This window comes from Pseudomonas sp. S2_B07 (assembly GCF_054668435.1).
This window is the reverse complement of sequence record NZ_CP162769.1, coordinates 1,467,021-1,487,411: the sequence shown is the minus strand read 5'-3', so window position 1 is coordinate 1,487,411 and position 20,391 is coordinate 1,467,021. Positions and strand designations below refer to the sequence as shown.

General features: G+C 55.9%; 19 protein-coding genes and 2 pseudogenes. 6 read left to right on the top strand and 15 right to left on the bottom strand.

Features of this window, described 5'->3' with window-relative positions; translation table 11 throughout:
* Positions 1-56 precede the first annotated feature (56 nt).
* The 3 genes and pseudogenes from AB4N43_RS06945 to AB4N43_RS06935 form a co-directional block, all read right to left on the bottom strand.
* Positions 57-730 (bottom strand): annotated as a pseudogene (locus tag AB4N43_RS06945) (winged helix-turn-helix domain-containing protein).
* A 29-nt stretch (positions 731-759) separates the two neighbouring features.
* Positions 760-1,362, bottom strand: a complete 603-nt coding sequence (locus AB4N43_RS06940) for an EAL domain-containing protein (RefSeq protein WP_194939778.1) — start codon at positions 1,360-1,362, stop codon at positions 760-762.
* 187 nt (positions 1,363-1,549) lie between these two features.
* Positions 1,550-2,290 carry a winged helix-turn-helix domain-containing protein gene (locus AB4N43_RS06935; protein ID WP_460153630.1) on the bottom strand — a complete coding sequence of 247 codons (741 nt, stop codon included), beginning with the start codon at positions 2,288-2,290 and terminating at the stop codon, positions 1,550-1,552.
* 486 nt (positions 2,291-2,776) lie between these two features.
* Between AB4N43_RS06935 and AB4N43_RS06930 the strand changes: the two genes are divergently transcribed.
* Positions 2,777-3,610 (top strand): undecaprenyl-diphosphate phosphatase, encoded by an 834-nt coding sequence (locus tag AB4N43_RS06930; RefSeq protein ID WP_460153628.1) that lies wholly within the window; start codon positions 2,777-2,779, stop codon positions 3,608-3,610.
* Positions 3,611-3,657: 47 nt separating this feature from the next.
* On the opposite strand, the gene dusA is transcribed toward AB4N43_RS06930, so the two are convergent.
* Positions 3,658-4,653, bottom strand: coding sequence for a tRNA dihydrouridine(20/20a) synthase DusA (gene dusA, locus AB4N43_RS06925; protein WP_081743876.1), 996 nt, complete (start codon positions 4,651-4,653; stop codon positions 3,658-3,660).
* A 180-nt stretch (positions 4,654-4,833) separates the two neighbouring features.
* Here dusA and AB4N43_RS06920 point away from each other — a divergent pair, with 180 nt between their 5' ends.
* Complete coding sequence (locus tag AB4N43_RS06920) at positions 4,834-5,493, top strand: hypothetical protein (RefSeq protein ID WP_123434357.1); 660 nt, start codon at positions 4,834-4,836, stop codon at positions 5,491-5,493.
* A 47-nt stretch (positions 5,494-5,540) separates the two neighbouring features.
* Here AB4N43_RS06920 and AB4N43_RS06915 read toward each other — a convergent pair.
* The 4 genes and pseudogenes from AB4N43_RS06915 to AB4N43_RS06900 form a co-directional block, all read right to left on the bottom strand.
* Positions 5,541-5,744: pseudogene (locus tag AB4N43_RS06915) on the bottom strand (hypothetical protein); the annotation flags it as partial.
* Between the two features lie 221 nt (positions 5,745-5,965).
* A complete protein-coding gene (locus AB4N43_RS06910) occupies positions 5,966-6,589 on the bottom strand; it encodes a hypothetical protein (RefSeq protein WP_460153626.1) in 624 nt (207 codons plus the stop codon).
* Position 6,590: 1 nt separating this feature from the next.
* On the bottom strand, positions 6,591-7,130 hold the full coding sequence (locus AB4N43_RS06905) for a hypothetical protein (protein WP_460153624.1): 540 nt from the start codon (positions 7,128-7,130) through the stop codon (positions 6,591-6,593).
* Between the two features lie 600 nt (positions 7,131-7,730).
* Positions 7,731-8,336, bottom strand: a complete 606-nt coding sequence (locus AB4N43_RS06900; protein WP_027921636.1) for a transglycosylase SLT domain-containing protein — start codon at positions 8,334-8,336, stop codon at positions 7,731-7,733.
* A 287-nt stretch (positions 8,337-8,623) separates the two neighbouring features.
* On the opposite strand from AB4N43_RS06900, the gene AB4N43_RS06895 reads away from it, so the two are divergent.
* Positions 8,624-8,842 (top strand): hypothetical protein, encoded by a 219-nt coding sequence (locus AB4N43_RS06895; protein WP_460153622.1) that lies wholly within the window; start codon positions 8,624-8,626, stop codon positions 8,840-8,842.
* Positions 8,843-8,964: 122 nt separating this feature from the next.
* On the opposite strand, the gene AB4N43_RS06890 is transcribed toward AB4N43_RS06895, so the two are convergent.
* The 6 genes from AB4N43_RS06890 to AB4N43_RS06865 form a co-directional block, all read right to left on the bottom strand.
* Positions 8,965-9,750, bottom strand: coding sequence for a transporter substrate-binding domain-containing protein (locus AB4N43_RS06890; protein ID WP_460153620.1), 786 nt, complete (start codon positions 9,748-9,750; stop codon positions 8,965-8,967).
* 75 nt (positions 9,751-9,825) lie between these two features.
* Complete coding sequence (copD, locus tag AB4N43_RS06885; protein ID WP_027921633.1) at positions 9,826-10,770, bottom strand: copper homeostasis membrane protein CopD; 945 nt, start codon at positions 10,768-10,770, stop codon at positions 9,826-9,828.
* Between the two features lie 3 nt (positions 10,771-10,773).
* Complete coding sequence (gene copC, locus AB4N43_RS06880; RefSeq protein ID WP_027921632.1) at positions 10,774-11,145, bottom strand: copper homeostasis periplasmic binding protein CopC; 372 nt, start codon at positions 11,143-11,145, stop codon at positions 10,774-10,776.
* 38 nt (positions 11,146-11,183) lie between these two features.
* A complete protein-coding gene (locus AB4N43_RS06875) occupies positions 11,184-12,071 on the bottom strand; it encodes a copper resistance protein B (protein WP_027921631.1) in 888 nt (295 codons plus the stop codon).
* Positions 12,072-12,082: 11 nt separating this feature from the next.
* The gene (locus AB4N43_RS06870) at positions 12,083-13,789 is read right to left on the bottom strand and encodes a copper resistance system multicopper oxidase (RefSeq protein ID WP_059181228.1); all 1,707 of its coding nucleotides are present in this window, start codon (positions 13,787-13,789) and stop codon (positions 12,083-12,085) included.
* A 106-nt stretch (positions 13,790-13,895) separates the two neighbouring features.
* Positions 13,896-14,600, bottom strand: a complete 705-nt coding sequence (locus AB4N43_RS06865; RefSeq protein ID WP_027921629.1) for a murein L,D-transpeptidase catalytic domain family protein — start codon at positions 14,598-14,600, stop codon at positions 13,896-13,898.
* An 81-nt stretch (positions 14,601-14,681) separates the two neighbouring features.
* On the opposite strand from AB4N43_RS06865, the gene AB4N43_RS06860 reads away from it, so the two are divergent.
* On the top strand, positions 14,682-16,433 hold the full coding sequence (locus AB4N43_RS06860; RefSeq protein ID WP_460153616.1) for a L,D-transpeptidase family protein: 1,752 nt from the start codon (positions 14,682-14,684) through the stop codon (positions 16,431-16,433).
* A gap of 40 nt (positions 16,434-16,473) precedes the next feature.
* On the opposite strand, the gene AB4N43_RS06855 is transcribed toward AB4N43_RS06860, so the two are convergent.
* On the bottom strand, positions 16,474-16,941 hold the full coding sequence (locus tag AB4N43_RS06855; RefSeq protein ID WP_027921627.1) for a hypothetical protein: 468 nt from the start codon (positions 16,939-16,941) through the stop codon (positions 16,474-16,476).
* Positions 16,942-17,249: 308 nt separating this feature from the next.
* Here AB4N43_RS06855 and AB4N43_RS06850 point away from each other — a divergent pair, with 308 nt between their 5' ends.
* A complete protein-coding gene (locus AB4N43_RS06850; RefSeq protein WP_460153614.1) occupies positions 17,250-18,821 on the top strand; it encodes a sensor domain-containing diguanylate cyclase in 1,572 nt (523 codons plus the stop codon).
* A gap of 141 nt (positions 18,822-18,962) precedes the next feature.
* Positions 18,963-20,369, top strand: coding sequence for a DUF1254 domain-containing protein (locus tag AB4N43_RS06845; protein WP_027921625.1), 1,407 nt, complete (start codon positions 18,963-18,965; stop codon positions 20,367-20,369).
* The last annotated feature ends 22 nt before the right edge of the window (positions 20,370-20,391 follow it).

Here is a 20,391-nt window from a genome sequence, read left to right as displayed (position 1 = left end):
AGATAGTGTGCTTTCTTATTTTTGTAATGCACTACCCGCAGGGTCGTTGCGTTTTTTCAGGTGAGGCTTTTCCCTCGTATGATTTTTTGTGTCAGGCAATAACCTCGGTTCCTGACCGCTCGGAACAGGCGTTCGCCGTTACTGGCGTTTTTAAACTTTTCCTGTAGTCGACTAAGGCACATCTCGAGACCTCGATAATGTTCCGGCTCCCTGCCGATGCTCCGAATAAGATCATCTTTGCTCACGACGCGATCATCATGGTTGAGCATTTTTTTGACCAGCGCGGCCTCGAGGCCAGTCAAGACAATCTCGATATCATCTCTGATCAGAGCTCCGTTGCCGTTGCTCAGTCGCCAGGCTTCTGCATGGGAATTGAGTGGCTTGGCCGCCGTGTACATGGCGTCCGAGGCTTCATCTGTACGAGCGTTGCTGTTATTGAATCGCGTGTCGGGCTGGACTGTTCGCCACTCGGATTCGAATGACGAAAGCATACGCTGTGTATCACGTTTGATAACAGGCGGGACAATACTGTCCAGGTGAGGGGAAAAAAACTCCATGAGCTTAGGGGGGAAGAAGGTGGGGCAACACCTTCGACAAACATTTTTGCCTGTGAGGTGCCAAATGAGTTGTATCGCTTGTTCGACAGCAATGCTTCCAGCTCAAGTTGTAATGCCGAGCTGTGAGTAACGACGACAAAATATTTTCTGGGGAGGGTTGTGCTGCTTTCCATGTCTTCTCTCCTGAAGTGCACTTTCGGTTTTAATTCAAAAGGATGTCGGCAGGGGAGTAATGGCTCCCTTGGAAGTAATCAAAGGGCAACGCGCGTGCCAGTACATGACTGGCAGACTGCTCGACTCTGTCGGCTATGAAGACGACTTTGGTGGTGTGAGTCAGCATGGTCATGCGTTCATGAAGTCGATTGAATAACTCAGGGTTGCCAGTTTGTTTAAGGTTCAAGTCTAGGGTTGGAAGGGGGATTTTTATATAGTCGAATAGATTCAGGGTGGTAAAGAGTTCGATACTTTCGTCGTGGATATCATAGCCGTCAAAAGCAATCTCTATCCCATGATCTTTCAGCAGATAAATGTTGTTGAGGATTTTCTTTTTGTCGGTGAAACTCACCGCCGAAAGAGGCAACTCATTGAGCGCGACAGCCAGTGTCTGGCCAAAGTTACTCAGCGCATCGTTGCACTGGATCAACTCTTCGGTGAGTGCAGGACTGGCGAGATCTGATTGCCCTACGCAAACGAATCGCCGGCTCAGGTATTTATTTTCGCTGGAAACATTGCGGTCTTTCAGCGAAAAGGCAATCAGCCGGGTCTGCATCAGTACTTCACTGTAGATGCCACTCATCTGCTTCATGGGTGGTGCACTGCAGGCACGTGCGGGCGGAACCTGACTGTCGTCAAATTGTATTCTGATCTCGCTGCCAAATGGGCAGTCATCGCGAGTGAGGATCAATTGTCGAGATAAATAATGACTCGCACGATAGATGTGAGACGCGCTCCCCGTTGCGTTCATACTGCAATTACTCCCTTGATACTAATCATCAGGCGGTCGAGATCAGACCCCTGATTAAACGATAACCATGGCCACGAATACTTTGAATAGCATTTGTGCCATATAGGCCTTTTATCTTTCCACGAAGGCGGCTGATGGATTTTTCCAAGGCCCTTGGGTCATAAAAATTAATATTAAGCCCCATGATTCTGGCGATTTCATCGTGGCTCAATATTTGATTTTTTGTGCCGGAAAATGCTTCTAGTATCTTCATTTCCGGAAACGATACGTCCAGTCTTTTACAGTCTCCAATCAGGCACATGCGAGTGGGGTCCAGAAGCAGATTGTGTTGCTTCTGCCATTCCGCGCTATTAAAAAACTCGGAAAGTACGTCCGAGTTTTCGTCTGCCAAAGTACCAAACTTAATACAATAGTCGGCCCCGGCAAGATAATATTTCATCTTGTTGTAGGTGCCTCTACCGGTGATCGCTACAAAAATAAGGAGTGCATGGTTGTCAGCACGCATATTTTCAACGAGGGCAAGGCTCTCAACAAACGCTTGAGGGCTGTCAATGACAATGAAGACAGCCCGGTATGAATGAACGTCTTGATTTTTTCTGAAAGAGTTGCTGTAGCACGTTGTATCAACAGGTATATCATTCGGGACGTGGCTTGCTAATAGAGTCTTAAAGTCCTCCACTAACGTTTGGGTCCACCCAATGGTGAGAATACCGATCACCTCCTTCGCGTGACTGTGGCTGGTAGTCGTTATTTTCCCTGTAAGCATCATGCTTTGACTCGGCTGGGTGCTGACGTTCGAATGTTAAAGCACTGATTCTCATCTGTGACTGACAATTGGTAACATTTCATGGGGTTTTCTCGCAGGCATCACATTTTTTTAACATTGCTGGTGAATTTGTTAGAAATCATTGCACTTCTGTGTAGTTGATGGTTGCAGGCAAAAGAGTGTCATTGTGCCATCTTTCGGCTTGTTCTCCCGCCTTTCCAGCGCAGTACCCTGTGCTTCTGGTTAACCCGGCCGCTGCGTGACTTTATGAGGGGAGTGTTATGAATGATCAGCTGGCAGGTTGGATTGAGCTTTTCTTTGGTGCTGAACTAACTGCTATTGATCCTTGTATAACATCAGGGTTGTCAGGTGTAGTGCTGGACAATAATTAACAAGGTGTTCTCATGCGCGGCTGAATGCGTTTTACTCTCTGTTTAACGATGCATTAAAAGCACGTCAGCGGACGTGTTTTTTTGATGGGGAGGATTGATGGATTTTTGGACTACTGTATCGGTATTGATTTTAGGCGTGGTCGAAGGGCTGACAGAGTTTTTGCCTATATCAAGTACAGGGCATCAAATTATTGTCGCGGACTTGCTCGATTTCGGTGGTCAGCGAGCAATGGCCTTCAATATCATCATTCAACTGGGTGCAATCCTGGCGGTGGTCTGGGAGTTTCGTCGCAAGATTCTCGAAATCATCACGGGCTTGCCAACTCAACGTAATGCACAACGTTTTACCTTGAACTTGCTGATCGGTTTTATGCCGGCCGTGGTCTTGGGCGTATTGTTCGCCGACAAGATCCATGAGTATCTGTTTAATCCCATCACCGTGGCAGTGGCGTTGGTAGTGGGCGGCTTTATCATGTTGTGGGCAGAGCGGCGGGAACATGTGGTGTATGTCGATCATGTTGACGACATGCGCTGGACCGACGCTCTAAAGGTCGGCTACGCACAGTGCCTGGCAATGATTCCGGGCACCTCACGCTCTGGATCGACCATTATCGGTGGGTTGCTTTTTGGCCTGTCGCGCAAGGCCGCCACCGAGTTTTCGTTCTTCTTGGCCATGCCGACCATGGTCGGTGCCGCGGTCTACTCAGGCTACAAGTATCGAGACCTGTTCCAGGCCGCCGACCTGCCAGTGTTTGCCCTGGGTTTTGTCACCGCGTTCTTGTTCGCCATGATCGCTGTGCGCGGCTTGCTCAAGTTCATCGCCAACCACAGTTACGCGGTATTCGCCTGGTACCGGATCGCATTCGGTTTATTGATCCTGGCAACCTGGGCATTTGGCTGGGTTAACTGGACTGAGGCGGCAGCGCTCTGATACACCAACCAGGCTGCGAGAAATGCAGCCTGGTTTTTCGCTAACCGTTAGCGCCCCTCAAGTAACTCCGCCGCCTGATCCAGCAACGCCAACGGCTCTTTAGCCTTGTGAATATCTACCGACAACAACTGCCGAAACTTGCGCGCTCCCGGAAACCCGGTGCCCAGGCCCAGCACATGCCGGGTGATATGGTGCATCGAGCCACCCGCATCGAGGTGTGCGGCAATGTAAGGCCGCAACTGCGCCAGCGCCTCGGCACGGCTGATCACCGGTGCCGTACTGCCGAACAGTTGCTGATCCACCTCAGCCATCACATAAGGATTGTGGTACGCCTCGCGCCCCAACATCACGCCGTCGAACGTCTGCAAATGTTCGTGACAGGCCTCCAGCGTTTTGATCCCGCCGTTGAGAATAATCTCCAACTCCGGAAAGTCCGTCTTCAACTGCGCTGCCACGTCATAACGCAGGGGCGGAATGTCGCGGTTCTCCTTGGGCGACAACCCCTCCAGAATTGCAATCCGCGCATGCACCGTAAAGCTCGTGCACCCGGCGTCCCGAACCGTGCCGACGAAATCACACAGCTCCTCGTAACTGTCCCGCCCATTGATCCCGATGCGGTGCTTCACCGTCACCGGAATCGACACCGCATCGCGCATCGCCTTCACGCAATCCGCCACCAACTGCGGATGCCCCATCAGGCACGCGCCGATCATGTTGTTCTGCACCCGATCACTTGGGCAGCCGACGTTGAGATTCACCTCGTCGTAGCCGTGTTCCTGGGCCATGCGGGCGCAGGCGGCGAGGTCCAGCGGGACACTGCCACCGAGCTGCAGGGCGAGCGGGTGTTCGGCTTCGTTGTGACGCAGGAAACGCTCGTGATCGCCGTTGAGCAGCGCGCCGGTCGTGACCATTTCGGTGTAGAGGAGGGCGTTTTTCGACAATAGGCGTAGGAAAAAACGGCAGTGTCTATCAGTCCAATCCATCATCGGGGCGACGGAGAAGCGGCGGGAGAGCGGGGCGGGTGCGGCAGTGATTGGGGGCATTGGGGGTCTGGAATCGGTGGGGCGAAAGACCGGAGTTTATCAGGAATGGGCTGGTTGGGTTGAGGCGAGTCGTGCGAGGTTAATCCTCCGGATGCCAGGAACGGTATTGAGCAAGACAGTTTTTAGACGGACTGATAGCATCTGGCTACTAATTACAAAGCTGTTCGAGGAAGGGATCCCATGCTCAAGAAGATTGCGTCACTTGCTTTAGTCACCGCCAGCATTTTTGTATTTGCACAAAGCGCGGCGGCCGAAGATAAGCTCTTCAAGAATTACGTCTATCAATCCCCCCTCGTGAACTACACCGAAGCCGCGGGTTACTACGACTGCTCTGAAGATGTCGGCGGAACGGCAAGGTGCATCGACGACGTCGACTTCCTCGAAGAGAAATTCACCGTCGCATTGGTGTTCTCGGGTGACAAGCTGATAATGGTGTCGTTGATCAGCCCGTTCGATCAGGATTTGTATGGCAAAGCCATCGCAGGTCTTTCCAAGACCTTCACATTGGTTTCCATGACCGATGACAAGTCGATGCTGGACGTGGTCGAAGTCGCGAAGAAGGTGAGCAGCAAAGACGAGTTGACCGCGAAGTTAGCCAACTTTGAACAGGTCGGCCTGACCTCTGGGAATTTGACCTATACGTTCCTGGAAGGTGTGAATGCCAAAGGGCAGTCGAATGCGATTGGCGCGTTGAATGCATCGGCTGAGAATACGAGGTCTGCTGAATTGGTGCTTGCGGGGGAAGGGGCTGACGCGGGGTTGTTGATTCGGTTTTCGTTTCCGCGGTTAGAGGCTAATAAGATTATTCAGGCGGCTAAGAAGCCGGTTGAGGCTTTTTGATTTTGAGGCTGGGTGGAACGGATTAAATATGTCTGTCCCCGTTCTCCAGGCGTCATTAGGACTGCGAGCGTTAGCTTGATGAACTCCTCATTTTTGTCGATGGTGTCCAGGGCGCCACGAACATTATCGGCGACGTCGGCCGATCCGCGCTGCTCAACCCAGTTCGAGATTTCCAGGATGGCGACTTCGAGGGCGAGCTGATTTTCGTTGATCTTGAATAGCGGGGAAGGGAGCAGATCTGTATTTGGCATCGCGATTCCTCTGTGAAAAGGAAAGCGTAGCAGCTTGAAATATTAATGGATCGGGTGGATTCATGGAGGTTGGGCGCCAATGCACCAAGGTATTTGACAGTAGCGACAGTGCTCGGGATTGGAGCCGAAAACGGTTGCTTAAAATTTGCTTCAACGGATTAAGAGGGGGGCAGAGTTTGCGGCGTCGAGCAAACCCAGTTATCAGTAGATCAAGAAAGAGGTCAGTCGTTGAGCTGGAATAGACTGCCGTCATCTTTCAGAGGTCGAAAAAATCCCTTTATGCAGCTGATTTCACGTACACAAATCTGTATGTGGGTTTTTTGTCTAAAGCTGGTTCCAGGGTAGAGCCCTTCACCCTCGTTGAAGGGAGATCGAACAGTCTCATATGCGGGCAGATCAAACTGGGCGCGAGCGGCATGCATATTCTGGAACACAGCGCAGTCTAAGTGACGCTTCAACAAATCGAGATCTCCTTCGAAACCAGGACTGTTTACCGGGAGGGGGTTTCCGGTTGCGCTCGCAGTAGCACTTAGAATTTCGAAAGCCCCCTGAAGCTCATTCAAGGCGCCTTCCTCTGTCAAATTGAAGCAGAGTCCAAGGTCGATGACTGCTCCAATTACATAAGGATGCTTGATAGATCCTTTCCCGCGCTTTTTGTAGCGTTTGATGCTTTGGGCATAGCTCAGGGCACGCTCTGGGCTATTTTCCCAAAAATATATGCCCTGTCCGAGCCAGTCGTAGTCGTTCGTGCTTGGTTCTAGTGGCTCGCCGGCAAGGACCGACTCCGCAACTGCACGGTCACATCCATGAAAGCCCAAAACGAATGAAGGTAGGTGTTGGTACATTTTATCGATACGCGGCTGTCAGGTCACCCGAGTTAGTGTACACACCCGTCTTCTTTCCAAATACCTTGGCTTCCTCCGGATCTTTTGCGATGAGTTGAGCCAGCTGCTTCATGAGTTGAGCAGACTCATTATGAGAATAATGCGTCCGCGCTGAAGCAGCAGTCGGCTTCGCCAGAGCAGCAACTGGTTTAGCCGCAACCTTTGGTTTAGCAGCAGCAGGTTTAGCCGCAGCCTTCGGTTTAGTAGCAGCAGGTTTAGCTGCAGCCTTCGGTTTGGCAGCAGCAGGTTTAGCCGCAGCCTTCGGTTTGGCAGCAGCAGGTTTAGCCGCAGCCTTCAGTTTGGGGGCGGCCGCAGGCCGATGGGCCTGTACCTTGGGATTAGCTGCGACAGCGTTCGGTGGGTTGCTCGCATCAGCTTTTGGGGCTTTTGCCTTATGGGCTTTTACCACTGCAACCTTAGGTTTTCTGGCCATTTGACCTCCTTTAGAGGTTAGCGTCTTGGAATTGATCTTATAGTCAGACAGATCAAATGTCAGCCACATTGACGTTCTGCCGCATCTAAGGATTCAAAGGGAAGCGGAAAAACCGCTACGTTTCGACGGCCCACGGCTGATTGAAGTCATCAGTTGCATGACTCAAATGGAAATTTGCCATAGTGACTTGATGGGTTGTGAGAATTTCGGTGGTACAGAATTGGTACGCAGCAAATTAGAAGGCTCCTAGAGGCCTTGATTTCTGGCGTTTTGATGTTTAGTTAGTCCAATCCATCATCGGGGCGACGGAGAAGCGGCGGGAGAGCGGGGCGGGTGCGGCAGTGATTGGGGGCATTGGGGGTCTGGAATCGGTGGGGCGAAAGACCGGAGTTTATCAGGAATGGGCTGGTTGGGTTGAGGCGAGTCCTGCGAGATAGCCCTCCGGACGCCGGGAATGGTCTTGAGCGAGACAGTCATCAGGCGGACTGATGGCATCTGGCTATAGATTGCAAAGCTGTTTAAGGAGCGTATTGGTCAGATTCGCAGAGGTCAGGCCGACCTGTTCAAAGTTGAGAGGCCTGTAGAGGCTTGCTGATTTTTGAACTGAAAGGGAGGCGACGCATTAAACAGCTCCGCCCCTTTCTCGTACATTCTCGTCAAGGGCCCCACTCAAAAAAACCAACTGCGATTATCTTCCAGTGCCTGGCGACAAAGCTTGAGCTGCGAATTATAACTTTGTGATTGTTGTTCCACTTTGCGCGCTACCTGTATGAGCCAAGGCTTGCTGAGGTGGGTGCCGTTACGATAGCCGCCACGCCCCTCGTGGTACGCCAGATATTGGTTGTAAGCATCCCATTTCGAGATCCCGAGTTGGCGCTGGGTGCCGGTTGTGTACCAGCCTATGAACATGATCGCGTCATCAAAGTTGTCACGCGAGCCGCCATTGCCAGTGCCGTTTTTGTACTCACCCCACACCGGGTCTTGCGCTTGCGCATAGCCGTAGGCGGAACTGACTCGACCCCAAGGGATGACCCACAACAGGTAGTCGCGGGGTGGCAAGGCATCGGAAATAAAACTGCTTTCTTGCTTCATGATGGCCATCGCCACATGTTGAGGCGTGCCCCACTTCTCCTGCATCTTCAGCGAGTCTTCATACCAGTCAGGGTATTCACGATAGATGTTGCAGAGGTTGTTCTGGTCTTTGGGGGGGGGCGTTGCGCAACCCGTCAAGGTCAGCAGCATCAATACAGGTAGCCATGTTCGCCATTGCTTCATTCATCGTGTCTCGGAAAAGAGTAAGGGCGACGTCAGCCCATCTATATTGCTCGTGGCTCGCGTGGAGCAAAGCACCGCTAGCAACGTCTGATGACATTTGGCTGGATGGGGTCACCCGTTAAGCGATTGGCTTTGTAACGTTCTGCGACCATTGAACTGACCAAAACTGCGATTCCTGAACCAACGCTGTCGCCCCGCAAAGTTTCATAATCCCTACCGACATTGCAGCCTAGGATGACAACTCAAGCTCGTATCACCGCGCCCTCCATCCCACAGGGAACTGAAAAATGATCTCGAATCTCTTCAAAGTTGTGCTAGTCGGTGGTGCAGTGCTGTTGAGCGCCTGTTCGGGTGCAAGTACCCATAGCGAATATTCGGAAGCCACGCTGCCGTCTGCCGGCTTTGGCCCGGGGCCGACCAACAACCCCAATAAGATGAATGTGCATGGCAGTGCGCTTGGTAACAGTTTCGGCGAGTACAGTTCGGGGTTGTTGCACGACGATTAACTAACGGCGGAAGTGTTTCCGCCGTTTTGCGTTTTGCCTGATAGGGCGTGTAGGTAGGCGAGGGCGACTGCTGCGCAGTCGGACGCTGGCTTCGCCAGCTGCTACAGGGGGGAGTTGGCGGGTTATTTAGTCTCGGGCGTTGCTATCCACTGACTCAGGACTTTTTGGTAACTGCCCGTCACCTTGGCCAGGTGCAGCCACTGATCGACATACAACTTCCAGGTGATGTCGTCGCGCGGTAGCAGGTAAGCCTTTTCCCCATACTGCATAAGCTTGCTCGGGTTCACTGCGCACAAACCGGGTTTGAGTTTCTGCTGGTACAGCGCTTCCGACGCATCGGTAATCATCACGTCAGCCTTCTTGTCCAGCAGTTCCTGGAAGATGCTCACGTTGTCGTGAAGGCTCAATTGCGCCTTGGGCAGGAAGGCGTGAACAAACGCTTCGTTCGTACCACCAGCCGGTTCAACCAGGCGCACTGAAGGCTGGTTGATTTGCTCGATGGTTTGGTACAGCGCCTGATCGTCGCAACGCACTAGCGGGATCTTGCCGTCGACGTCCAGCGTGGTGCTGAAGAAGGCTTTTTTCTGCCGTTCCAGTGTCACCGAGATACCGCCCATGCCGATGTCGCACTTACCCGCCAGCATGTCCGGCATCAGGGTTTTCCAGGTAGTGGGTACCCATTCAACTTTGACACCGAGGCTGTCCGCCAGTGAGCGGGCCATGGCGATGTCGATGCCTGAGTATTCGCCGTCCTCGGCTTTGGAGGTATAGGGTTTGTAGTCACCCGTGGTGCATACGCGAAGTTGGCCTTGCTGGATGATGCTGTCCAGATGCGAAGGTTCTGCCTGAACGCCAAACGATAGAGCGAACAAACCACCGAGCATCATTGTGCTTTTTATGTTCTTCATTGTTCTCGGACTTTTTTGATGGATTCTCATCAGCCCAGCGATAACGCAGAGCCGTCCCCGAACGCATCATAAACACTAAATGCTGTTCTGGGGTTTGAGTGCCAGTTCTGGACTCAACGTCCCCAACCACGCCACCAAACCTACAATCAATACCGCCGCTGCCAATTCCACCCACACGCTGCGCCGCAATGCATTGGCGGCGACCTGATATTGACCGTCTCGTAGCGACCGCTCCAAAAATGGCCCGAGGTGAAAGCGATTCAACGCCGCGAGCACCAGCATCCCGGCGAACAGTGCCACTTTGATGAACAGCAAAATCCCGTAGGTGCTGAGCAATACGTCATCCAGTGTCGGGCCCACGATAAACAGATAATTCACAACGCCCGTCACCGTAATGACCACGACGATCAGCGCACCTGCCGTTTCAAACCGCGAAACCGCACGGGCCAATATTTTGATGCGCTCGTCAGTTTGCAACGCATTGATCTTCGCCATCAACGCAAACGCCACCAGCGCACCCAGCCAGGCACCAGCGCCCCACAAATGCAGAATGTCGCTGGTGAAATGCCAGTGGCGCCGACTGCCTTCATCCATCGCCCCATGTCCGCTCCACGCGAGAGAGGCGAGGGCGACACCGCCGCCAATCGAGGCGATCAACAAACTCATGCCGGGCGCGCGGAGGTTGAGCGTCACGGCCAAACCACAGACAACCAGCGCGACGATGCGCACGATCCAGGCCCATCCGACATCCGTTTCAAACACCATCATCTCGATGTGCGGACGCAGTTCAGCGAGGTCTGACTCTCCGCTCATGGCGCTCGCCATCGCCACCATGCTGACGATGGACAGCAACAGCCCCAGCCCTGCCGTCCCCGTCAACAACGACCAAAACGGCAGCACCACCCCTGACAAACGCTCCCGTCCCTGAAGGCTGTAAATCCCAAACAGCGCCAGCCCGAACAGCAGCATCAAGTCCAGGTACAACGCAAACCGCAGCGCAATGCTGACCGAGTCGCTCATCGATCACTTCACTTTGAACGTGACATTGCCGGTAATCGGGTGGGTGTCCGATGACACTGCGCGCCAATCCACTTTGTAGGTGCCGGCGGGCAGTGGCGAGAGTGGTGTGATGACCATGGTTTTCGGGTCGCTGCCCCCGCTGACTTTGGCCTTCATCGGCATGGGCGAGTGGGCCATGCCGGGCATTTCGGTCATCACCAGTTTTGCGCCAGAGAACTGGGTCATGAGGTTTTCCGAGAAGTGCAGTTCGATGGTGTTCGGTGACGCGCCCTCCGCACCCTCAGTCGGGACGGAGGAGAGCAGTTTCGGGTGCGCTTGAGCGAGTGTGCTCATCAGCAATCCGACGGCGATAGCGGTGATGTTGATGGTGCGCATGCAAGACCTCATTAAAGTGTTGTTTTGGGTGAAGAGGTTTAAAACCACAGCCGAACCCCGAGGACCAGACGTGCTTCACTGCGATCCTCACCTTCGTCGCTGGCGTAGTCGGTGGTTTTGCCGTAGGTGCGGTTCCAGGTCACGCCAACGTATGGCGCGACCTCCCGGCGGATTTCATAGCGCAGGCGCAGGCCGGCTTCGGTGTTGGACAGGCCTGAGCCGATCCCCCGTTGCGGGTCGTTTTTGCCGTAGACGTTCAGTTCGGCGGTCGGCTGCAGGATGAGCCGGTTGGTCAGCAGAATGTCGTAGTCGCCTTCCAGTCGGGCGGCGGTTTGCCCGGCTTCGCCGATGAATGCGGTGGCTTTGGCTTCGAAGTTATACAGCGCCATGCCTTGCACGCCGAAGGCCGCCCAGGTTTGTGGGGCGCCGGGTTTGAAGTCCTGGCGCACGCCGCTGACCACGTCCCACCAAGGGGAAATCGCATGGCCCCACAAGGCCTGGACTTCGGCGTCCTCGGTCTTGCCATTGCTGCGCTCGCCTTCGGAGCGCAGCCACAGGCGATCGATGTCGCCGCCGACCCAGCCGGACAGATCCCAGGCGAGCGCGCTGCCGTCATCAGCGTCCTGCCATTCGAGTTTGTCGGCGAGAAAGTAATAATTGAGCGCAGAGTCATGCACCTTGTGCCCGCCGGGGCTGGCGAATACGGCAGCGCGATCGGCATCGGTCAGCGCCGCGATCGGCGTGCGACTTTCGGTCGGTGCGGCGGGCTGCATCTGGAATTCGTCCATGCTTTGCATCTGGCCGGGGTCCATGCCGGTCATCTGGCTGTGGTCCATGCCCTGCATGTCGTGGGTGGCGGCCATGGCCGAAGAGAGTGTCAGGCTCACCGTTATGAATGCCAAGGAAATCGGGGTAAGTCGGGTCATGGAGTAGCGCCTCATTCTTCCACGCGAACTTCACGGAACATGCCCATTTCCATGTGGTACAGGAGATGGCAGTGATAGGCCCAGCGGCCGAGCGCATCGGCCGTCACCCGGTAGCTGCGTCGAGAGCCGGGTGGCATGTCGATCGTGTGTTTGCGCACCATGAACTGGCCGTTTTCGTCTTCGAGGTCGCTCCACATACCGTGCAGATGGATGGGGTGAGTCATCATCGTGTCGTTGACCAGCACCACGCGGACCCGCTCGCCATACTTGAGGCGCAGCGGTTCGGCGTCGGAAAATTTCACGCCGTTGAACGACCACGCGAACTTCTCCATGTGGCCGGTCAGGTGCAGTTCGAGGGTACGACCGGGCTCTCGGCCATCGGGGTCTTCGAAGGTACTGCGCAGGTCGGAATAGGTGAGCACCCGGCGCCCATTGTTGCGCAGGCCCAAGCCCGGATCGTCGAGTTTTGGCGAGGTGGTCATGGCCTGCATGTCCACCAGCGGGTTGTCTTTTTCCGTGTCCGGATGAGATTGCATGCCCGGCATGGCCATGCCGCCGTGATCCATGCCCGCCATATCGCCCATGCTGCCGTGGTCCATCCCGCCCATGCCCATGTCATCCATGGTTACACGCGGGCGAGGGTCCAGCGCAGGGATCGGCGCGGATAAACCCGCCTTCGAAGTCAGCGTGCCACGGGCGTAGCCGGTGCGATCCATTGATTGGGCGAAGAGGGTGTAGGCCTCTTGCGTCGGCTCGACAATCACATCAAACGTCTCCGCCACAGCGATCCGAAACTCGTCGACGCTCACCGGTTTGACGTGCAGTCCATCCGCCGCGACCACGGTCATTTTCAGGCCGGGAATGCGCACGTCGAAATACGTCATGGCCGAGCCGTTGATGAAGCGCAGGCGCAGCTTCTCGCCGGGCCGGAATACGCCGGTCCAGTTCCTGTCCGGCGCCTGGCCATTCATCAAAAAGGTGTAAGTGGCGCCACTGACGTCGGCGAGATCGGTGGGGTTCATCTTCATCTCGGCCCACATCTTTCGATCCGCGACCGTCTCGCCCCAACCTTTTTCGCCGACGTCGTGGATGAAGTCACCCACGGTGAGTTTGTTGTAGTTGTAGTAATCGGACTGTTTTTTCAGCGTCTTCATCAGGTCGGCCGCGTCTTCGTCGGACCAGTCGGTCAGCATCACCACGTAATCGCGGTCGTACTGGAAAGGCTCCGGTTCTTTGGCGTCGATCACCAGCGGGCCGTAAACACCGGACTGTTCCTGAAGGCCCGAATGGCTGTGGTACCAGTAAGTACCGTTTTGCCGGACCTTGAATTGATAGACGTACATTCCACCGGGCTCGATCCCGTGGAAGCTCAATCCCGGCACGCCGTCCATGTTCGCCGGCAGCAAAATGCCGTGCCAATGGATGGAGGTGTCGTCCTTGAGCTGGTTCCTCACCCGCAGTGTGACGGTGTCACCTTCACGCCAGCGCAGCAGGGGGCCGGGGATGCCGCCGTTGATGGTCATGGCGGTGCGTGGGCTGCCGGTGATATTAACCGGGGTTTCGCCGATCAACAGGTCGAAATCGTTGCCCGCCAGGACCTGAGGTTCACCGGGGCTGGAGACGGCCCAGACTGGCGCACGCCATAAGCCGAGACCGCCGAGCAAGCCGCCGGCGGCCAGGCCCTTCACGAAAGTGCGTCTTGAGGTGTTGGAATGCATGCCGTTGTTCCCGGACCGTCAACGTGGAGTTGACGGCGAGACTAACGAGGGCTGCCTTTCAGAAGACTGAGGAGGGGATTACAGTTTTGACAGGTTCACGCGGTGTTTACTTGCGGAGGGTGGATTTTGACGCCGACGCGACCGTGCCACTGCCGCAGTTGATATACGAAGAGGTTTTCAACCAGCGCTGATCCGGATAGTAAGAGAACAACAGCTGCCCATCTTTCATCGAATCAATCAGCCGATGCGCAATCGCCGGCCTGACTGCCGGGCAGCCGAGGCTTCGGCCAATCCGGCCATTGACCCGGGCCAGCATTGGATTCACATAGGGCGCGCCGTGAATCACGATCGCCCGGTCAAAGGCGTTGTCGTTGAAACCGGGTTCCAGGCCTTCCATGCGCAGCGAGTAACCGTTTTGCCCGACATAACTTGACTGTGTCCGGTACAAGCCGAGACTGGTGGCGAAGCTTTCGTTTTGATTGGAGAAGTTGACGGCCATGTTCTCGCCGCTGTTTCGACCGTGGGCCACCAGTTCATGGAACAGCAGCTTGCGTTTTTTAAGGTCAAACACCCATAACCGTTGTTCGGTGGAGGGCAGGGAATAGTCGATGATCGCAAGCCTTTGGACAGGGGCTGCGCCTTGAGCGATGCTGCATTGTGAAGCGCGGACGGCCAGGTTAATGACTTTTGCGTCGGCACCCGGCGCTGCTTTGACGAGGGCGGCGGCCAGCGAATCGGCGTAGGCTGATGGTACGGACATTGCAGTCAGTAGCAGGGCCGCCAATGGAAGGCCAAAACGTAGTAGCGCCATATAGATGTCTCATCATGTTAAGTTCGAGTCTAGCAGTGCGTGGGAAGCTAGCGAGTGAATGCGGGAGATTAAGGATTATCCATGGTGCAATTAACAAGGTTATTCGTCATAAGCCGCGTATTTTTTATGGGCTTTCTGATCAGCGGTGCAGCAGTCGCCGAAACTTCGCCGATTGAGTCGGTAACTGAGCCGAACATCGTGATGGACGCCGCAGCGGACGACAACGTCGCTCAAACGATTCAGGCGTCGCTTGCGCCATTGAAAACCGCATTCCCGCCCTTGCTCACTTCAAAGCGCTATCGGCGGCTGGATGTCAGTCGTCTGGTCATGGATTTTTATACCCATCGTGCCTATCGCGCGGCGTGGACCAACGACAGCGATGTCGCACAGTTGATCAAAAGTTTGAACAACCTCCAGGCCGACGGTTTGAACCCGGCGGATTTTCATGTGGATGAAATTGTCCGGACTCAACCCTCGGTGCAAACCCTGACGGCCTCGACTGAGCAGCGCGCAGCGTTTGATATCGCCACCACCCACACTTTTATTACCGCGCTGCTGCAATTACGGCGCGGCAAGGTCGACCCTTCACGGCTGGACAATCACTGGAATTTTGATTCGAACGGCGTCGATCCCCGTAACGACATTAACGCCTTCTTCGCTGCGCTCGATAATCACGACGTGGCGAGTGCTTTCGCCCAGGCACCGCCACAAGAGGCGGTGTACGTCAGTTTGCGTCAGGCGTTGGCGCAACTGCGCGGTATTCGGGATCGGGGTGGCTGGCCGAAAGTGGTGGTGGACCATTCGCTCAAACCCGGCATGGACGAGCCTGCTGTCGCACAGTTGCGCGCGAGGATGGTCGCGGCAGGTTTTCTCGACCCACGATTGATCCGCGGTACGAAGTACGACGGCGCCGTCACCGCAGCGGTGAAGAAGTATCAGACCGAACAGTACCTTGGTGCGGATGGTATGGCGGGGGCGACCACCCTGGCGGCATTGAATGTGCCGGTTGAGGCGCGCATCGACCAGGTGCGGGTGAACATGGAGCGGGCGCGCTGGCTGCTTTATAAACTGCAGGGCACGTTCGTTATCGTCGATATCGCCGGCTACAAGGTGGCGATGTACCGCGATGGCCGACCGATCTGGCGATCCCGGGTGCAGGTGGGTAAAACGGCGCGCAATACCCCGATTTTTCAGGCGCAGATTACCTACATCACCTTTAACCCGACCTGGACGGTACCGCCGACGATCCTCAAGGAAGACGTGATACCAAAAATTCAGGCCAATCCAGGTTACCTGGCCAGCAACCGGATACGCGTACTGGATCGAGCAGGCAATGTGCTCGATCCGTCGACCGTTGACTGGAGCAATGCACGCGGACTGACCCTGCGTCAGGATGCCGGGCCTGATAGCTCGCTGGGCCAGGTCGTGATCCGCTTCCCCAACGACTATGCGATTTACCTCCACGACACGCCGCATCGCGAGTTGTTTGCCAAGACTGTCCGCGCAACCAGCTCGGGCTGCATTCGGGTCGAAAACCCGCTGCAACTGGTGGAGCTGCTGTTCAACGACCCGGTGAAATGGAACAGCGCCGGCATTCAAAAACAATTGGCCAACGGCAAGACCGAGAACATCCGGCTTCCCGTGAAAGTGCCGGTGTTGCTGGCGTACTGGACGGTGGACCTGGAGAGTGACGGGCGAGTGGCGTTCAAGCCTGATGTGTATGGTTATGACGCGCCGGTGTTGCAGGCACTGAACCGGCCGGCGCCAGTGCCGGCGCTGGATTTGCGTGCGGCGGCGGGTTCGGTGGTGGCGTCGGGGCCGGGTGTGCAATAAGAGGGGGATGTTAGGCTTGGACCCCTTATGTCGCGCGGGTCTAGAGTTCCAGGCCGTCTTGCACTGCCGTCAGCAAGATGTGTTCTGTTAATGCCACCGCATCGGCTTGTTCACCGGACTGCTCAATCGTCTGCAGCCACCAATGCGTCTCGCCGTGCTCATCCACTGTGCGCAACAGGGCGAGTTCTTTACCTTTGGAGTGAATCTCGATGCGCCCCTCGCCATCCGTGGTGAAGCGGGCGACCGGGTCGAACGTCAGGGTGTGGCGATTACCTTCGATTACCAGTTGGTCGATGGCATAGTCGAACGTTTCCCCGTCCTGACGGCTCTCGATGACATGAGTGGGGTTACGCCGCAGGACCAAACCCACCTCGGTCAGCGGATGCAACCAAACCTCGATCTGGCGATACAGGTCATAAACCTGGCTCGGCCAGCTGTCGATCGCCTGATCGGCACGGGTAGACCCGGTTTGTTTCAACTTCGTGGCGAGCTCGTCTGCCTTACTCATTTCGATTCCTTGTCATGATGTAAGAGTAATCGTAGCTCCTCCAGCGCCATCCGGGTCTTGCCTTGGGTCATGCCAGCCATACAAGCGTGACAATTCTTTTCAGGCCGACAGGACCGTCAATTCTCCCCGCAAAAACTCCACCAGCCCGCGTTGCAACCTGGGCGATGCCCAAAGTGCTCGTGCACAATTGGACAGTGCGATGCGGCGTCTGTCCAAAGGACAATTGCCCCTCACCACGGCGTAGACTAAGCTCACAAAAAATAAGGGTTTTGGGCCTTCGCCCACGCCTTACCCTTACAGGACGAGCTTTGCCTATTCCCCTTCACGACCCGCATCACGCCCCCGGCGGCACGTTGAAACGATTACCGCTGCTGACAGCTTCGGTGCTGTTCATCGCGACGGTGTGCCTGTGCCTCTGTGCTTTGTTGTACCTGCAACTGGAGCAGTCGCGCCGCCACGATCTGGACGAGGCGCAAGTGGCGTCGTCGAACCTGACCCGGGCCATGGCGCAGCAGGCTGAAGACACCTTCATGAAAGCCGACCTGGTGCTGACCAGCCTGGTGGACTGGATTCAAACCGACGGTTATGGCACTGCACAACGGGCGCGTTTGCAGAAAACCTTTGCCCGCAGGGTGCTGACGCTGGACCAGTTGCACGGGATTTTCCTGTTCGACAAGCAGGGGCAGTGGGTGGTGACGTCGTTCGAGGATCTGCCCCGGGGCGCGGGGGTTGCCGATCGTGAATACTTCAAGTTTCACCAGCAAAACGTGTCGTCGGTCGTGCACATCGGACCGGCCATCCGCAGTCGGCAGAATGGCGAGTGGATCATTCCAGTGTCCAAGCGCGTCAATGACAAGAGCGGCAAGTTTCAGGGCGTATTGCTGGCCGGCATCAAGATGGCGTACTTCGATCAATTCTTCAAAAGCTTCAGCATCGATGACAAGGGTTCGATGTTTTTGGCCCTGACCGACGGAACACTGTTGGCGCGACGGCCGTTTGTGGAGTCGCTGATCAACACGTCATTGGCCAAGGGCGACATCTTTCAGACGCTGCTGCCGAACGCACCGGCCGGCAACGCAATGATCAGTTCGATCGTGGACGGCATCGTCCGTCTGTACGGCTATCGTCAACTGGAAGGTTATCCGCTGGTGGTTTCCGCAGCGTCCTCACGGGACGCGGTGCTCAAGGGCTGGTACGACACGGCGTTTCAATCCAGCGTCATCGTGGCACTGGTGATCCTGGGGGTTGGGCTGTTTGGCTGGGTGTTCATCCATCAGGTGCGCGACGGTGAGCGAATCGAGGCTGATTTACGCAAGGCGCAAGAAGCGCTGGAGCTGATTGCCACTCACGATAGCCTGACCGGCCTGGCCAATCGTCGGTTGTTTGAAAGGGCACTGGACATCGAATTCGCGCGCGGGGCCCGGCAGTTGAGTTCATTGGGCCTGGTCATGCTCGATATCGATTTCTTCAAACGCTACAACGACACCTACGGCCATGTCGCCGGCGACCATTGCCTGGCCGAGGTGGCGCGAGCGTTGAAGAGTTGCTGCCATCGCAAGGCCGATCTGGCGGTGCGTTATGGCGGTGAAGAGTTCGCCGTGTTGCTGCCCAACACCGATATCCATGGCGCGTTGGCGATTGCCGAGCAAATCCGCCGCAGCGTCATGGACAAGAACATCACCCACAGTGGTTCGCCCACGGGCTATGTGACGGTCAGTCTGGGCTGTTACGCATTTATACCGACCGGGCGCGACAGCATTGAGGTGTTCATCGAACGCGCCGATGCCGCGTTGTATCAGGCCAAGCATTCGGGGCGTAACCGGTCCTGCGTGTTGTCGTTGGAAGGGGGCTTGGAGGCGCTGCTGCGCTCGGATCGTTGAGTCGCCCGCCTTGTTGTTTCAGTCTTGCAACACCCCGACAACCGGCCGTCCGCCTGTCAATTCTGGCTGAATCGATCGTCTAGAGTTCCGTAAGCCCTGCCGAACCCGGCAGCGCTCCCCAACGCACGGACGATCGCCTAAATGTTGATTACTCAAGCATTGACAGCCGTTGCTCTAACCCTCGCGGCTGCTGCCGTTTTCCCACTGGCCAGCCAGGCTCAACCGAAAGTCACACCCGAAGAAGCGCACGCCATTGGCGTCGACGCCTACCTGTATTTTTATCCGCTGCTGACCATGGACATCACCCGCAAACAGTTCACCAATATCGAACCCGGCAAAGCGTTTGGTAAAGGCCCGATGAACATGTTTGTGAGCGTGCCGCAGTACCCGCCCGCGGATTTCAAAGGGGTCGTGCGCTCGAATTTCGATACGTTGTATTCCATCGCCTGGCTCGACTTGACCAAGGAGCCATTGGTGATTTCCGCGCCGGACACGGCGGGGCGTTTTTATCTGTTGCCGATGCTCGACATGTGGAGCGACGTATTTGCCTCGCCCGGTTGGCGCACGACCGGCACGCAGGCCAGGCAGTTTCTGGTAACCCCGCCGGGCTGGACCGGAACGGTTCCGGCCGGATTGAGCCATTTGCCGGCGCCGACGCCTTTCGTCTGGATCATCGGTCGTACCAAGACCGACGGCGAAGCGGACTACGCGGCGGTGCACAGCATTCAGGCGGGTTACACGGTGACGCCGTTGTCGCAGTTGGGTAAAAAAGTGGAACCGGTCACGGTAAAAATCGACCCGGCGGTGGACATGAAAACCCCGCCGAAGATTCAGGTCGATACGATGTCGGCAGCACAATATTTTGCCTACGCAGCCGAGCTGCTCAAATTGCATCCGCCACATCTCACCGACCAGCCGATCCTGGCGCAGATGCAACGCATCGGCATTGAAGTGGGCAAATCGTTCAGCTTTGAGGCGCTGGACCCGGCCGTGAAAGCTGCGCTGCAGACGGTGCCTGATGAAGCGCAGACGCTGATGAAGTGGAAAGTGGCAACCCTTGCTCGGGTGGTCAATGGCTGGTCGATGAACACCGACACCATGGGCGTCTATGGCAACTACTACCTTAAGCGCGCGATCGTGGCACAGGTCGGGTTGGGGGCGAACTTGCCCGAGGACGCGATTTATCCGCTGAACCTGGGCGATGACCAGGGCAAGCCGCTCGACGGGGCCAACAAGTACGTGCTGCATTTCGATAAAGATCAAGTGCCACCGGTGAACGCTTTTTGGTCGATCACCTTGTACGATCCGGAAGGGTTTCAGGTGGGCAATTCACTCAACCGTTTTGCGGTCAGTAGCTGGATGCCGTTCAAGACCAATGCCAATGGCTCTCTGGATATCTACTTCCAGAACGAAAGCCCCGGCAAGGACCTGGAGGCCAATTGGCTGCCCGCTCCCAAAGGCGCGTTCAACTTGACCATGCGCTTGTACGGCCCGAAACCCGAGGCGTTGAACGGCAAGTGGAACCCTCCCGCAGTCAAGCGCATGTAATGGACGGGTAATGAAAGCGGGC

Bases quoted from the DNA above. Each gene is read 5' to 3' on its own strand.
- AB4N43_RS06845 (WP_027921625.1), top strand. From the start codon at position 18,963: ATGTTGATTACTCAAGCATTGACAGCCGTTGCTCTAACCCTCGCGGCT.
- AB4N43_RS06865 (WP_027921629.1), bottom strand. From the start codon at position 14,600: ATGGCGCTACTACGTTTTGGCCTTCCATTGGCGGCCCTGCTACTGACT.
- AB4N43_RS06870 (WP_059181228.1), bottom strand. From the start codon at position 13,789: ATGCATTCCAACACCTCAAGACGCACTTTCGTGAAGGGCCTGGCCGCC.
- AB4N43_RS06930 (WP_460153628.1), top strand. From the start codon at position 2,777: ATGGATTTTTGGACTACTGTATCGGTATTGATTTTAGGCGTGGTCGAA.
- AB4N43_RS06900 (WP_027921636.1), bottom strand. From the start codon at position 8,336: ATGAAGCAATGGCGAACATGGCTACCTGTATTGATGCTGCTGACCTTG.
- AB4N43_RS06875 (WP_027921631.1), bottom strand. From the start codon at position 12,071: ATGACCCGACTTACCCCGATTTCCTTGGCATTCATAACGGTGAGCCTG.
- AB4N43_RS06890 (WP_460153620.1), bottom strand. From the start codon at position 9,750: ATGAAGAACATAAAAAGCACAATGATGCTCGGTGGTTTGTTCGCTCTA.
- copC (WP_027921632.1), bottom strand. From the start codon at position 11,145: ATGCGCACCATCAACATCACCGCTATCGCCGTCGGATTGCTGATGAGC.
- AB4N43_RS06895 (WP_460153622.1), top strand. From the start codon at position 8,624: ATGATCTCGAATCTCTTCAAAGTTGTGCTAGTCGGTGGTGCAGTGCTG.
- AB4N43_RS06860 (WP_460153616.1), top strand. From the start codon at position 14,682: ATGGTGCAATTAACAAGGTTATTCGTCATAAGCCGCGTATTTTTTATG.
- AB4N43_RS06940 (WP_194939778.1), bottom strand. From the start codon at position 1,362: ATGAAGCAGATGAGTGGCATCTACAGTGAAGTACTGATGCAGACCCGG.
- AB4N43_RS06920 (WP_123434357.1), top strand. From the start codon at position 4,834: ATGCTCAAGAAGATTGCGTCACTTGCTTTAGTCACCGCCAGCATTTTT.
- AB4N43_RS06905 (WP_460153624.1), bottom strand. From the start codon at position 7,130: ATGTGGCTGACATTTGATCTGTCTGACTATAAGATCAATTCCAAGACG.
- AB4N43_RS06910 (WP_460153626.1), bottom strand. From the start codon at position 6,589: ATGTACCAACACCTACCTTCATTCGTTTTGGGCTTTCATGGATGTGAC.
- dusA (WP_081743876.1), bottom strand. From the start codon at position 4,653: ATGCCCCCAATCACTGCCGCACCCGCCCCGCTCTCCCGCCGCTTCTCC.
- AB4N43_RS06855 (WP_027921627.1), bottom strand. From the start codon at position 16,941: ATGAGTAAGGCAGACGAGCTCGCCACGAAGTTGAAACAAACCGGGTCT.
- copD (WP_027921633.1), bottom strand. From the start codon at position 10,770: ATGAGCGACTCGGTCAGCATTGCGCTGCGGTTTGCGTTGTACCTGGAC.
- AB4N43_RS06935 (WP_460153630.1), bottom strand. From the start codon at position 2,290: ATGATGCTTACAGGGAAAATAACGACTACCAGCCACAGTCACGCGAAG.